Raw genomic sequence first — 13,737 nt, 5'->3', positions numbered from 1 at the left:
TGTATCGGTCACTTGGGTAACCGCTGGCGTTTGCGGCAATGCCACCGTCAGCCCACCACCACCGGTACTACCTGTCACGGTGGCCGAAATCTGGCTCCCGTCGATGTAGGGTGTGTCGTTTGCCGGAACTGCGACGTTGACGCTACCACTTGTCTGCCCAGCCGGAATGACGATCACGGCACCGTTGGACAGCGTAATTACCAGGTTGGTGGTCGGCGCCTGACCAACGGTGGCGGTATAAACGATTACGCCACCCGCTTCACTGATGGAAGGGGTTGCGCCAAGCGTCAGCTCAGTAGCGACGGTGGTATCCGTCGGTGTGGTCACCGGGTTGTTGCCGTTAGTGTCCAGCAGGCCCACTTCTTCGTTATCGGGTACGCCCGCAAAGCCCAGCCCGTCAGTCGGGAAGCCAACCGTCGGGTCAACTCGGCCAGCCGTCTCTTCGAGCATCACGAAGCTGTGGCCACCGCCGAGCGCACCACCACCTGCTGATGACGGGCCAGCGGCGGTAGCTTCAAGCTCAGTAGTCGGGTCAACACCAGCAGCAATTGCCTGCTGCAGCTCTTCCACCGAAGGCGCGGCCTGGGCTGCCGCCTGGCTCAGGTCGGTGCTACTGTCAGGCGCATCGGCGCTCCATTGGCTGTCACGGCCCAGATCGAGCGTACGGCCATCAGCCAGCTCCAGAGTAACTGCGCCACCAGGACCGGTGAGCACTTCCTCACCGGTCAACAGGCGGTCACCTTCGATAAGTACACGCCGGATGCCCTCTGGGGATACCGCAATAACCTGGCCGACAATGCTTTTGACGATGGCTACAACGCTGCTCATTGGACTCTCCGTGTGACCCGATGGGTACTTCCCTGCCAGAGCGGCGCTTGCTAGCCACTTCAGGCGGAACTATGTCGATGATCTCTTGACGATTTTTGACGTCAATATTCCGTCTATAACTTTTTGGAATTGCTTAACTGCCAAACTATTGACCTTATACATGCCATCCTAAACAATCGGCAATGTAATGTCACATTGATATTTGTACCTTAGCCAAGCGTTTCCTCAGGACAAATGTCTTACATCATCTAAAGGGTGTTAAGCCGTCAGCCCCAGCACTTTTTCATACACCTCAACACCCGTAAATCATGCGGCGCGACTGTCCTCCTTCGGCAATGTCAGCATTACTGGCGTCAATATCCAGATCACTGTCAAATGCCCGGACACTGATTGCCGAATAAGCACAAACCTTGCCGGAATGCGGCCAGGAAGAGGTCGATAACCAGCCTGAGCCGGGAGCGCTTGCTCGCTCGAGGCACACCAGGCTTTCAACGCCGCGCAAGCCACAAGCAGCGATTTGTCGCAAATCAAAGACATGGCATACGAGTGCGCAAATATTGGCCTCCCGATCATGGAAAATCGCTTGCGAATATTGAATGCAAGAAAGCAGAGGATCTGCTTTCTATAGATGAATTTTGACTAACAAGCCACGGACATGCGCCAACAAACCAGCGCCTGTTTACTGACAATGGCTAAGCTGGAACCCACAGCCCTTGCTTCCCTTGACTGAGTGGCAGGCTATGCTGCAACAAGCCGGATGATGGCTGGATCAAAAATGAAACAATCATTGCCCCGCTAAGTCTGGTGAAAATGAAGCACGTAGAATTGTTTACTCAACACCGATTCAAGGCGAACATTGGCCAGCTGCTCAAGCACCGGGGCGTGATAACCCTTATCAGCACAGCTTCGCCGTACCATATAGAGAGCCAGGGTGAGCCGGCCCGACCTTAACGACGGCACACCCACCCCACCCACCACAAGGATGAAGAGAGCGCCGCGTGGAATCCGAAGTCAGTCGAGTCCAACTCAGCCACGATCCACGCAGTCAGCATGACGATCCCCTGCTGGATAGTCTGCTGAGCCTGTGTGTCCTGCACCAGAAGCCCGCCAGCCGGGTCATGCTGACAACAGGCCTACCGCTACCCGCCCAGCGCCTGAGCCCTGAACTGCTGCCCCGCGCTGCAGCCCGGGCAGGCCTGCAGGGGCGCCTGCTTCAGCGAAAGCTGGAGCAGATCCCGAGTATCGCCATGCCGGCCATGCTGCTGCTCAAGGAGGGCCGCAGCGCCGTCCTGCTCGGCTGGGAGAACGATGACACCGCGCGCCTGCTACTCAGCGAGAGCGACGGTGGCGAGGTGCACGTCAGCCGCGAAGCACTGCTAAGTGACTACAGCGGCCGCGTGTTCTTCGCGCAGCCGCAGCACAAGTTCGATGTCAACCACGGCAACCTCATCCCACGCGCGAAGTCGTGGTTCCGCGACACCCTGCTGCGCAGCAAGTGGTTGTATATCGACGCCATCGCCGCCAGCCTGGTGATCAACCTGATCGCCTTGGCCGCGCCGCTGTTCGTGATGAACGTGTATGACCGGGTGGTGCCAAACCAGGCCACCTCGACGCTCTGGGTACTGGCCATCGGTATCGCCGGCGCGTACATCTTCGACCTGATCCTCAAAGGCCTTCGCGGCCTGTGCCTGGACCTGGCAGGCAAGAAGACCGACCTGATCATCTCGGCAACGCTGTTTGAACGTATCGTCGGCATGTCGATGAAGTACCGGCCGGCGCGGGTCGGCAGCTTTGCCCAGAACATTCACGAGTTCCAGGGCCTGCGCGACTTCCTCGCCTCGCTGACCCTGACCAGCCTGATCGACCTGCCCTTTACCATCCTGATTTTGATCGTCATCGCCATCATTGGCGGGCACCTGGTGTGGATACCGATCATCGCCTTCCCGCTGGCTCTGGGCATCGGCTACGCCCTGCAGCGGCCACTGATGGCGACCATGGAGCGGACCATGGCTTTGGCATCAGAGCGCCAGTCCAGCCTGATCGAAACCCTGGCGGGTCTGGATGCGGTAAAGGTCAACAACGCCGAAAGCGAACGCCAGTACATGTGGGAGCAAACCCTCGGCACCCTGAGCCGGCTGGAACTGCGCGTGAAAGTGCTGTCGAGCCTGGCGATGAACATCACCCTGCTGATCCAGCAACTGGCAGGCGTGGCAATGATCTGCGTCGGCGTGTACCTGATCATCGACGGCAACCTGAGCATGGGCGGCCTGGTGGCTTGCTACATGCTCAGCGGCCGCGCCCTCGGCCCGTTGGGCCAACTCAACGGCCTGCTCGCCCGCTACCAGCAAGCCAAGGTGACCATGGTCTCCACCGACCACATGATGGATCTGCCGCAAGAGCGCAACTTCGAAGAGCGCCCGCTGAGCCGCAAGGTGCTACAGGGCAGCGTCGAGTTCCGCGGTGTCGACTTCACTTATCCGAACCAGCAGAACCTGGCCCTGAAGAATATCAACCTGACCATCCGCCCTGGCGAGAAGGTCGGCATCATCGGTCGCAGCGGCTCGGGCAAGAGCTCGCTGGCCAAGCTCATTGTCGGCCTATACGAGGCCGATGGTGGCTCGCTGCTGGTCGATGGCGTCGACATTCGCCAGATCGATGTCAGCGAACTGCGCCACAACATCGGCTACGTCCCACAGGACATCCAACTGCTGGCCGGCACCTTGCGTGACAACCTGGTCAGCGGCGCCCGCTACATCGAGGACGAATTGATCCTGCAGGCCGCTGAACTGGCGGGTGTACATGAATTCGCCCGGCTGCACCCCGACGGCTACGAGCTGCAAGTGGGTGAACGCGGGCAGAACCTGTCCGGCGGCCAGCGGCAGAACGTCGCCTTGGGCCGTGCGCTGCTTCTCAACCCGCAGATCCTGCTGCTGGACGAGCCGACCAGCGCCATGGACAACACCGGTGAAGAACGCCTCAAGCAGCGCCTGCAGGCGGTGGTGGAGGGCAAGACGGTACTGCTGGTCACGCACCGTGCTTCGTTGCTGTCACTGGTAGACCGGCTGATCGTGATCGATCGCGGGCAGATTGTCGCCGACGGCCCGAAAGCCGCGGTCATGGATGCACTGAAGAAGGGGCAGATCAGTGTTGCATAAGCTGGATATGGGGCAGTTCAAGGACGGCCTGCGGCGCTATTTCAAAGGCAGCGACTCGCTTGGCGGCCAGCCGCTGCCCGAGGTAAACAAAGCCCTGATCGAAGATGCACCGCGGGTGGTGCGGCTGACCATCTGGGGCGTGATCCTGTTCTTCGTGTTCTTGATTGTATGGGCCAGCGTTGCGCCCATCGACGAAGTTACGCGGGGTGAAGGCAAGGCCATTCCCTCTTCCAAGGTACAGAAGATCCAGAACCTGGAGGGCGGCATCGTCGCCGAAATCTTCGCCAAGGAGGGGCAGATCGTCGAAGTGGGCCAGCCATTGCTGCGCCTGGATGAAACCCGCTTCGCCTCCAACGTTGGTGAAACCGAGGCTGACCGCCTGGCCATGGCCCTGCGGGTCGAACGTTTGAGTGCCGAGGTACAGGACAGCCCGCTGATAATCGACGAAAAGCTGCGTAAAGCCGCGCCAAACCAGGCGGCCAGTGAGGAGTCGCTGTACCAGAGCCGGCGCCAGCAACTGCAGGACGAAATTGGCGGCCTGCAACAGCAGTTGGTCCAACGCCAGCAGGAACTGCGTGAATACAGCTCCAAGCGCACCCAGTACGCCAACAGCCTCGAGCTGCTGCGCAAGGAAATCAGTATGTCCGAACCGCTGGTGGCAACCGGCGCGATTTCCCAGGTTGAAGTGCTGCGCCTGCGCCGTGCCGAAGTGGAAAACCGCGGTCAGCTGGACTCCACTGCGCTGGCGATCCCGCGCGCAGAGGCGGCCATCCGCGAGGTGCAAAGCAAAATCGAAGAGACGCGTGGCAAGTTCCGAAGTGAAGCGCTGACCCAGCTGAACGAGGCACGCACCGAACTGAACAAGGCTACCGCCACCAGCAAGGCGCTGGACGACCGGGTGCACCGCACACTTGTCACTTCGCCAGTACGCGGTATCGTCAAGCAACTGCTGGTGAACACCATTGGCGGGGTAATCCAGCCAGGCAGCGATATCATCGAAGTCGTGCCACTGGACGACACGCTGGTCATCGAGGCAAAGATCCTGCCCAAAGACATCGCCTTCCTGCACCCTGGCCAGGAAGCGACGGTCAAGTTCACCGCGTATGACTACACCATCTACGGTGGGCTCAAGGCCAAGCTGGAGCAGATTGGCGCCGACACCATTACCGATGAAGACAAGAAGACTACGTATTACCTGATCAAGCTGCGCACCGATCGCAGCCACCTGGGGACCGACGAGAAGCCACTGCTGATCATTCCGGGGATGGTGGCGACGGTGGATATCATGACAGGCAAGAAAACCATCATGAGCTACCTGCTCAAGCCGATCATGAAGGCGCGCTCGGAAGCGCTGCGCGAGCGGTGATAGCCGACCTGCTGGTTTCACCATTGCTGTAGGAGCGGCCTCGTGTCGCGACAGGGCTGTACAAGCAGCCCTGCACATCGCTACCTGAACCTGGGGCCGCTACGTGGCCCTTTTGCGGCTCTAGGCTGTTCCTACAGCGGCGCGCGAGAGGCCATTCAGCGCCAAGGCGCAGGCTCACCCACCAGTTGCCCCTGAATCCCGCCTACTCCCATCTCCAGCAACACCAACCGCTCCCCTTCCGTCTCGACTCGCTCGGCAATCAGCGGCAGGTCGATGCTATGCGCCGCACGCTGGATCGCTTCGATGAACAGCCGCTTGTGCTGCTCATGATCGATGTTGCGGATGTAACTGCCGTCAATCTTCAGGTACGCCAGGCCCAAGTGCGCCAGGTTGCCAATCATGCTGAAGCGCCCACCAAAGCGCTGCAAAGCCAACCCGAAGCCAAGCCCATGCAGGCGCCGGGTGAGTTGCTCCAGTGCTGCCTGCTCAGGCAACTGCTCCTCGCCAATTTCAAAAACCAGCCGCGGGCCGAGCGCCGCATTCTGGCCCAGCAGCTCGAAAATGCGCTGAAGGGCCTTGGGGTCGGCCAGGGTGGCGGCAGACAGGTTCAACGCCAGCACCTGGTCATGCCCTCGCAGATGCGCCAAGACTTTCTCCAGCACCAGCACATCCAGCCGCGGCATCCAGCCGAAGCGCTCCAGCCAAGGCAGGAAGCGGCCCGCCGGCAAGGCTTCGCCCGGGCCATCGCGCAAACGCGAAATAACTTTGTGGTGCAGTACCCGTTGCGAGGAAGCGCACTCCATCACTGGCTGGAAGAACAACTCGAAATGCCCATTGATAAACGCCTGGTCGAGCCGTTCGTGCCAGGCATGCTGGCTATCTGCGGCAACCGCAGCAACACCTTGCTCAAGGCATACCCAGCCCGGCGTTGGCTGGTTCTCAGCGCGGGCCAGAGCCTCGTCGGCAAGCTTCAGCAACGCCTGTGGTGAATCACCAGGGCTGAATGGTGCCAGGCCTATACAAGCCACCGGGTCGATATCACTGGCCCCCGTTTCGTGCAGGCTCTGCAACGTTGCCTCCAGGGCCTGGGCAAGGTGTACGGCCTCCTCATGCACCATGCCCGGTGCCAGCACTGCAAACTCGCCGCCGCGGCTGCGGGAAATGAGGTCGTTGGTTTCCGGGTAGCTGGCACAAGTACGACGCAGCTGTTCACCTACCGCTTGCAGCAACTGGTCGGTACGCTGGCCGCCAAGGCGGGCATTCAGGCCGGCCAGGCCCTGCACCCGCAGCAACAGCAGGTAGCCGGCGCGCGCGTCTTCCAGGTTGCTTACCCGATTGTTCAGCTGCATTTCAAAATAGCGGCGGTTCGACAGCCCGGTCAGGCTGTCCTGGTAGGACTCCGCACGCAGCCGTTCACTGCGCTCGGCCTGCTCGGTGAACAGGGCTTTGAGTTTCTCGACCATCTGGTTCATCGCTTGCACTACGCGGCGTAGCTCCGGCGTGCGTGGCAACTCTGGCAGGCTGAGGAATTCGCGGCGAGCAATAGCGTGGGATTGCTCGACCATGTAGTCCAGCGGCCTCAACTGGCGGCGCAACAGCAAAGCACCGAGCACTGCACTGGCCGCACCGCACAACAGCAACCACCCCAGGCTGCCCAAGGCGCTTTGCCAAAGCTTGGCAATGGCGAACATCGGGTGGCTGATCACTTCAACGCGCGCGGCCTGCTGCCAGCCACGACTGACGATTGCATCGCCGCCGGCGGCCTCGAGGCCGATCAGGCGCACGAACCAAAGCGGCACACCGCCAGGGTCTGGCTCGGCGTGACGCTCCACCAGCACGGCATTGGAACCTAGGTCGACGACCTTGATGCTTGCATAGTAACCACTGTCGAAAATCGAGCTGACCATCAGCTCGACCATCGCTGGGTCGTCGATATTCGGCGTCAGCGAAAGCGCCAGCGCGGTGGCCGCATCCTGGGCGTGCGAGCGCAACTGGTTGACGTATTGGCTGCGCGAACTTTCCAGGCTGACCATGAAACTGCCACTGAAGGCGACCACCAGGAACAGGCAAATGGCCAACAGCAATTGTTTGAACAGTGACATCTGTGCTCCTTCAGTAAACCGGCTCGGCCGGGAACCCTTCGGCCTGCATTTTCTTCAACAAATCCTGCCAGCGTGACAGCCGCTTGGTATCACCAACCTTCTTGTTCCCTGCGGCGCCCGTCAGCCACAACCCCTCGCCATTGAAGGCGTACACCGGCAGCAGGTCGGTACGCTGGCTTGCCGGCTTGATGGCATCCATCAGACTGTCCAGCACCAAAGGCTGGGCCTGTGGGCTTGAATAATAGGTCAGGACCATGTGTGCCCGGTTCTGCCGCAGCGCCTTGACGTAGGTGATGCGCAGTTTTTCGCTGGGGATCCCCATGCGCCGTAGACTGAAATATTTGGCGATGGCGTAATCCTCGCAGTCCCCTGCACCTTTGATCAGTGCCTGCACAGGTGTGGCCCAGTAGTCGACCTCATGCCACAGATCGATATCCTCGACATAACGCAATTGCTGGTTGAAGAAGCGGTTGACCACTTGCAACCGTTCAAGCTCGGTACCCTGCTTCTGCGTGGCCATTAGGCTCTGCCAGGCATCGATGCGCCCCTGCCCGGCACCTAGTGGGCCGTACAGAGCCTGCGACTTGCGGCTGATCTGGGAGAAATCCCAATCCGCGTGCAAGCCGCCCAGCAGAAGACTGCCCAGCAGCGCGGCAAAGCCGACATATCGCACTACGGTTTTGAGCAACCAGGATATCGCCACTGCGAAGCCCTGTTCAGACCAGTCGAAAGCAGCGATGGTGGGGCTTGCCACCGCAAAAGACAATGGCACCCTGCAATCACGCACCCGGCTGTCAGCCCGCCTATACTTTCTGCTTACATCTTTCTATAGGCAGCTTCCTTTGACGTGCGACTTCCTCCACCATAGCCGCGCTTTTGGGGCGCCCGTACCAGTGTGGGTGCAGGTTTGACACCCTCACAAGCTGTTACTAGTGTCATTGGATCCAATATAGTCATCGTTGAGGCAGGCGTCGCGTGGCCAAGAAAATCAAATTGAGCAATGTGCTGGCCAGCGAGCAGTTGTTGCCGCATCAGGCCCGTGCCGTGATCGAAGAACGCCTGCGCAGCGCCATTCTCGATGGTCGCTTGCCCCCTGGTACTGCGGTTCGCCAACAAGAGCTCGCCACCTTGTACGGCGTCAGTCGCATGCCCGTGCGCGAAGCCCTGCGCCAGCTCGAAGCGCAATCCCTGTTGAAAGTGGAGATGCACAAGGGTGCCGTCGTTGCACCGCTGATCGGCGAGGATGCAATGGACACCTATGCCCTTCGCGTATTGCTCGAGAGCGAGGCGCTGCGCCAGTCTATCCCGCTGCTTGATGCCAGCGACATCGCCAGCGCCCGCGGGTATATCCAGCAACTGGAGAATGAGACCAGCCACACTGAAATTGGCCGCCTCAACCGACTGCTCCACATGGCGCTGTACAGCAAGGCGCCGAACAAGAAACTACTGCGCCTTATCGAGAACGAATTGAACGAGGAAGAACGCTTCTTGCGTTTCCATCTTTCGTCCATGGGCCTGGGCAAGCTCACTCAGGACGATCACAACGCACTGGTAGATGCAGCCAGTGACAAGCTGGTGGACGAAGCGGTAGCGGTGCTGGAACGGCACCTCAATGGCGGGGCGCGGGTGATCCGCAACTACCTGGATACGCAATTGGGGCGTTAGCCCATTACCGGCTTTACGCGGTAACTGATGGGTTGCAAATTAATCTTGCTCCGCCAACAATGAGACTAATTATCATTAACGTCCATTGATGCCGGCGCCCTCCCCCATGCCCAGCAACGATTCCGTGCAAACGCTCTACAGTGACCACCACGGCTGGTTGCATACCTGGCTGCGTAGCAAGCTCGGCAACGCAGCCGATGCGGCTGACCTCGCCCAGGATACCTTCGTCCGCTTGCTACAGCGCCGTGAACAATTGCAGCTGAATGCTCCCAGGGCCTTCCTGCGCACGGTAGCGCGTGGGTTGGTGATCGATCATTGGCGCCGCGAGGAACTGCACAGGGCCTACCTGGAGGCTTTGGCCCATGTGCCGGAAGTACTGGCCCCCTCAGTCGAGACCCGCGAGCTGCTGCTGGAATTGCTTGAGCGTATTGCACGCATGCTCGACGGCCTCAAACCCAAGGTCCGTCGCGCATTCCTGCTGGCTCAATGCGAGGGGCTGAAGCATCAGGCCATCGCCGAACAGATGGGGATCTCCGTGCGCACCGTTGAGCGCTACATCGCCGATGCGCTCTATCACTGCTACGTGCTGCGCTATGAAGACGACTGCTGAATCCATGACCGTTGCACGCCCTGATACAAAAACGGTCAGGCAGGCCATTCAGTGGATGCTGCGGCTGCATGAGAGCGGGCACGATCCAGCTCTGCAACAACAGTGCGCGCAATGGCGCAGCAGCCACCACGAAAACGAACAGGCCTGGCAACGTGTGGTTCACCTTCATCAGGACCTTGACCTGCGCGCTATTCCCGGTGCCGGGCTGGCATTGCAGACACTGGAAACCAGCCAGCAGCGCCTGCGCCGTCGGCAGGCACTGAAGCTGCTTGGTGGCGTTGTCATGGCAGGGTCGGCGAGCTGGCTGGCCAAAGACCTCGATACTGTGAGTGCCTGGGCTTCAGACTATGCCACTGGCACGGGCGAGCGACGCGTCTTCACCCTGCCCGACGGCTCACTGATGCAACTCAATACCTGCAGTGCCGTGGACCTGACCTTCCATGATCAACAGCGTCTGGTCCGACTGAAGCATGGGGAATTGATGATCAACTGCAACCCCCGGCATCCCCTGCTGGTAGAAACCCGCGACGCGCTGCTGGAAGGCTTCGAAGGACGCTTTGTGGCCTATCAGGATAGCGACTGCACGCGTGTCAGCGTCAGCCACGGCAAAGTGGCGATACACCGGCCTGGTACTGGCCAACTTCAGTGGATCGAAGGAGGCCAGAACTGGCGTCTGGATGCTCAGGGTGCGCACCGGCTCGCGCACATGGACATGGATGCGATGGCCTGGACTGAAGGGTTGATCGTCACTCAGGACATGCGCCTCTCGAACTTCCTCGCGCAGGTCAGCCGCTATCGCCATGGTTACCTGGGCTGCAGCAATGAGATTGCCGACCTGCGCCTGTCGGGGGTGTTCCGCCTCGAAGACCCGGAACAACTGCTTCGGCTGCTACCGCAGACGTTGCCCGTACGACTTCGTCGACGTACACGCTGGTGGGTGCATGTAGAGAGCATGACCTGATAAGGCGTTATCGATTTCTGGCGGGTTTTGATTCCAGGTCCGGCTAGGACAGTAAGCGACACTTTCTGCCCTCGACACTTTAACGGACCCTTCATGTCTATCAACCCGGTGTTAACCCACACATTCAGCCCAAATGATTTTCGTCCAGTCCTGCAATCAGCTCACTTGCGCCATGCCATCCGGGCTGTTCTGTTTGGTACCGCCCTGGGCCTGGCAACTGTTCCACAACTTTCCGTTGCGGCCGACACAGCCGAAGTGAGCCAACACTATGCAATACCAGCTGGCCAACTGACCGACGTGCTCAATAAGGTTGCTCGCCAGGCCGGTATCACCCTGTCGAGCACGCCTCAGCTGACCGATGGCCTGCATTCCAGCGGACTGCAGGGGCAGTACACCACCGATCAGGCGCTGCGCCAGTCGCTAAATGGCAGCGGGCTGGAAGTGGTCAGCCAGGAGGGACGTAACTATGTGCTGCAGGCACAGCGTCAGAACGCCGCCCTGGCTTTACCAGACACCGACATCCGTAGTTTCTCCCTCGGCAACGCACTGGGCAGCATGGAGGGTTACAACGCTACGCACAGCCAGGTGGCGACCAAGACCAGCATGCCCTTGGTGGAGACATCCCAATCGGTCTCGGTAGTTACTCGGCAGCAAATGGACGATCAGGGCTCTCAGACCGTTGCCCAGGCCATGCGCTACACGCCAGGAGTACTGACCAACCCGTACGGTGCCACTCATCGCTATGACTATGTAGCCATGCGCGGCTTCAACGACGGTTCGGTGGACAACATCTACGTCGATGGGCTCAAGTCAATGGGCGACAACGGCACCTACAGCACAATGCAGGTAGACCCATACTTTCTTGAGCGCATCGACATTCTCAAGGGACCGTCTTCGGTACTGTACGGGCGAAGCTCGCCGGGTGGGCTGGTAGCCCTGACCACCAAGAAGCCACTCTTTGCCCCTTACCATCAGGTTCAGGCCACGGTAGGTACTCAGGGCCAGCGTGGCGTGGGCTTCGACTTCAGTGGTCCTGTGGATGACGACAAACGCATTGCGTATCGCCTGACGGGTTTGGCGGATGCTTCCGACACTCAGTTCGACCACAACAAGGAAGAACGTTACGCCATCGCCCCTGCTATAACCGTCGACTTCACCGAAGACACCGCACTCACGCTGCAGGCCTATTTGCAACACGACCCTAACGGCGGGTACCACGGCGGTAACCCTGCTGATGGCATGCTGCACAAGCGCAACGGTTTACGCCTGTCAGACCATTTTTTCGAGGGCGAGCCGAATATCGACAACTACGAGCGCACTCAGCAGTCCTTCAGCTACCAGTTTGAGCATCGCTTCAATGATGTGTTCACAGCGCGGCAGAACTTCCGTTATCAGGATTCCGACGTGTCGATGGACCAGGTGTACTCCGCCGGCTGGGCAGATGTTGACAGCAACATGCTAAACCGCGCCTATACCGGCGGCGACGAGCGCCTGCATTCGTACATCATTGATAACATGCTGCAGGCAGAATTCTTTACCGGGGTGGCCAAACACACCTTGCTACTGGGGGCTGACTACCAGCGACGCAAAGCCGACGTGGCATGGCGCTATGGCACCGTCGACCCACTGGATGCCGGCAATCCGCAGTACGGCAATGGCAATCTTCAGGTACTGGGCGAGAACCGCTACCAGCGACGCTTGCAACAAACGGGTGTGTACCTGCAGGATCTGGTGGAGCTGGACCAGTGGCGCTTTTCCTTGGGGCTGCGCCAGGACTGGGTGAAGGTGTCCGAAGAGAACCGTGACAGCGACAGCAAGGTCAGTGATCAACGCTCCAGGTTCACCTCCCGGGCAGGGGTGCTCTACCTGTTCGAGAACGGCATTGCGCCCTACATCAGCTACTCGGAGTCGTTCAACCCGAACACCGTGTCCGACCAGCAGGGCCGGCCGCTGGCACCTACGGAGGGCACTCAGTGGGAAGCCGGCATCAAATATCAGCCACCAGGGAGCGACAACCTGTTCACCGCATCGGTGTTCCGCATCGAGCAGGAGAATTTGGCGTCTAAACAGCCTGACGAAGACTTCTATCGCCCTGTCGGTGAAGTCCGCTCGCAAGGGCTAGAGCTTGAGGCCCATGTACAGCTGACCGATAGCCTCAAACTGCTGAGTGGCTATACCTTCACCGATATCGAGTATTCGAAGTCAATGCCGAGCCTTGTCTCGGGCAACTTGGACAACAAGGGTAATTCGCCGACTCAGGCGCCGAAACAGATGCTTTCGCTGTGGGCCGACTATAACTTCCGCCAGGGGGCACTGGATGGCCTGCGGCTGGGCGGTGGGGTGCGATATGTGGGGTACAGCTGGGTGGATGCGGAAAACAGCATGACAGTGCCTTCCTACACCCTGTTCGACGCCTCTATCGGCTATGACCTGGGCAAGGTCGGCCTGACGGGTGTGGATGTGCGCTTGAACGCCAACAACCTTACCAATGAAAGCTACATCACCTCATGTGCCAGCCTGAACTACTGCTACATGGGTGAAGAGCGCAATGTGAGCGCCACAGTCAGCTATCAGTTCTAACCGATATTGAAACCCGAAAAAGACAAAGCCCCTGTCTGCATCGCAGACAGGGGCTTTGGGTTTGAATCTTGACGATGACCTACTCTCACATGGGGAAACCCCACACTACCATCGGCGATGCATCGTTTCACTGCTGAGTTCGGGATGGGATCAGGTGGTTCCAATGCTCTATGGTCGTCAAGAAATTCTGTGTGCTGGCCCGTCCCTAGGACGTGCCTGCGAATCTCTGTAGTTCCTACTTAAAGACAAAACCCCTACCTGCATGTGCAGATAGGGGTTTTGCGAAATGAATCTTGACGATGACCTACTCTCACATGGGGAAACCCCACACTACCATCGGCGATGCATCGTTTCACTACTGAGTTCGGGATGGGATCAGGTGGTTCCAATGCTCTATGGTCGTCAAGAAATTCTGTTGCCAGAATGTCCAGATGGACAGCCCAGCGAATTCGGATATGCGATATTTGTGG

At 59.4% G+C, this 13,737-nt stretch carries 9 protein-coding genes and 2 rRNA genes; 6 read left to right on the top strand and 5 right to left on the bottom strand.

Features of this window, described 5'->3' with window-relative positions; all coding sequences use genetic code 11:
• A partial coding sequence (locus ACF8Q6_RS10080; protein ID WP_392489672.1) for a retention module-containing protein occupies positions 1 to 828 on the bottom strand: 828 nt, incomplete at its 3' end.
• A 998-nt stretch (positions 829 to 1,826) separates the two neighbouring features.
• On the opposite strand from ACF8Q6_RS10080, the gene ACF8Q6_RS10075 reads away from it, so the two are divergent.
• Both ACF8Q6_RS10075 and ACF8Q6_RS10070 read left to right on the top strand, forming a co-directional pair.
• Positions 1,827 to 3,983, top strand: coding sequence for a type I secretion system permease/ATPase (locus ACF8Q6_RS10075; RefSeq protein WP_003256004.1), 2,157 nt, complete (start codon positions 1,827 to 1,829; stop codon positions 3,981 to 3,983).
• Positions 3,984 to 3,990: 7 nt separating this feature from the next.
• Complete coding sequence (locus ACF8Q6_RS10070) at positions 3,991 to 5,349, top strand: HlyD family type I secretion periplasmic adaptor subunit (protein WP_014859068.1); 1,359 nt, start codon at positions 3,991 to 3,993, stop codon at positions 5,347 to 5,349.
• Positions 5,350 to 5,504: 155 nt separating this feature from the next.
• Here the strand turns inward: ACF8Q6_RS10070 and lapD are convergent, their stop codons facing one another.
• The gene (gene lapD / locus ACF8Q6_RS10065; RefSeq protein WP_014859069.1) at positions 5,505 to 7,451 is read right to left on the bottom strand and encodes a cyclic di-GMP receptor LapD; all 1,947 of its coding nucleotides are present in this window, start codon (positions 7,449 to 7,451) and stop codon (positions 5,505 to 5,507) included.
• 10 nt (positions 7,452 to 7,461) lie between these two features.
• Positions 7,462 to 8,223, bottom strand: coding sequence for a cysteine protease LapG (gene lapG / locus ACF8Q6_RS10060; RefSeq protein WP_011953175.1), 762 nt, complete (start codon positions 8,221 to 8,223; stop codon positions 7,462 to 7,464).
• Between the two features lie 203 nt (positions 8,224 to 8,426).
• Between lapG and ACF8Q6_RS10055 the strand changes: the two genes are divergently transcribed.
• The 4 genes from ACF8Q6_RS10055 (at position 8,427) to ACF8Q6_RS10040 (ending at position 13,267) form a co-directional block, all read left to right on the top strand.
• A complete protein-coding gene (locus tag ACF8Q6_RS10055) occupies positions 8,427 to 9,116 on the top strand; it encodes a GntR family transcriptional regulator (protein WP_392489671.1) in 690 nt (229 codons plus the stop codon).
• 106 nt (positions 9,117 to 9,222) lie between these two features.
• Positions 9,223 to 9,726 carry a sigma-70 family RNA polymerase sigma factor gene (locus tag ACF8Q6_RS10050; RefSeq protein ID WP_161775403.1) on the top strand — a complete coding sequence of 168 codons (504 nt, stop codon included), beginning with the start codon at positions 9,223 to 9,225 and terminating at the stop codon, positions 9,724 to 9,726.
• Positions 9,727 to 9,730: 4 nt separating this feature from the next.
• Positions 9,731 to 10,687, top strand: coding sequence for a FecR family protein (locus tag ACF8Q6_RS10045; RefSeq protein WP_392489674.1), 957 nt, complete (start codon positions 9,731 to 9,733; stop codon positions 10,685 to 10,687).
• A 165-nt stretch (positions 10,688 to 10,852) separates the two neighbouring features.
• On the top strand, positions 10,853 to 13,267 hold the full coding sequence (locus tag ACF8Q6_RS10040) for a TonB-dependent siderophore receptor (RefSeq protein WP_392489673.1): 2,415 nt from the start codon (positions 10,853 to 10,855) through the stop codon (positions 13,265 to 13,267).
• Positions 13,268 to 13,333: 66 nt separating this feature from the next.
• Here ACF8Q6_RS10040 and rrf (ACF8Q6_RS10035) read toward each other — a convergent pair.
• A 5S ribosomal RNA gene (gene rrf / locus ACF8Q6_RS10035) occupies positions 13,334 to 13,449 on the bottom strand.
• Between the two features lie 109 nt (positions 13,450 to 13,558).
• A 5S ribosomal RNA gene (gene rrf / locus ACF8Q6_RS10030) occupies positions 13,559 to 13,674 on the bottom strand.
• Between the last annotated feature and the right edge of the window lie 63 nt (positions 13,675 to 13,737).

The organism is Pseudomonas sp. GLN_2, from assembly GCF_043106005.1.
In the GTDB taxonomy this organism is placed as follows: Bacteria; Pseudomonadota; Gammaproteobacteria; order Pseudomonadales; family Pseudomonadaceae; genus Aquipseudomonas; species Aquipseudomonas alloputida.
Note: the sequence above shows the minus strand (reverse complement) of the source record. Positions and strands in the feature narration are given on the sequence as shown.

Bases quoted from the DNA above. Each gene is read 5' to 3' on its own strand.
- ACF8Q6_RS10070 (WP_014859068.1), top strand. From the start codon at position 3,991: ATGGGGCAGTTCAAGGACGGCCTGCGGCGCTATTTCAAAGGCAGCGAC.
- lapD (WP_014859069.1), bottom strand. From the start codon at position 7,451: ATGTCACTGTTCAAACAATTGCTGTTGGCCATTTGCCTGTTCCTGGTG.
- ACF8Q6_RS10050 (WP_161775403.1), top strand. From the start codon at position 9,223: ATGCCCAGCAACGATTCCGTGCAAACGCTCTACAGTGACCACCACGGC.
- ACF8Q6_RS10045 (WP_392489674.1), top strand. From the start codon at position 9,731: ATGACCGTTGCACGCCCTGATACAAAAACGGTCAGGCAGGCCATTCAG.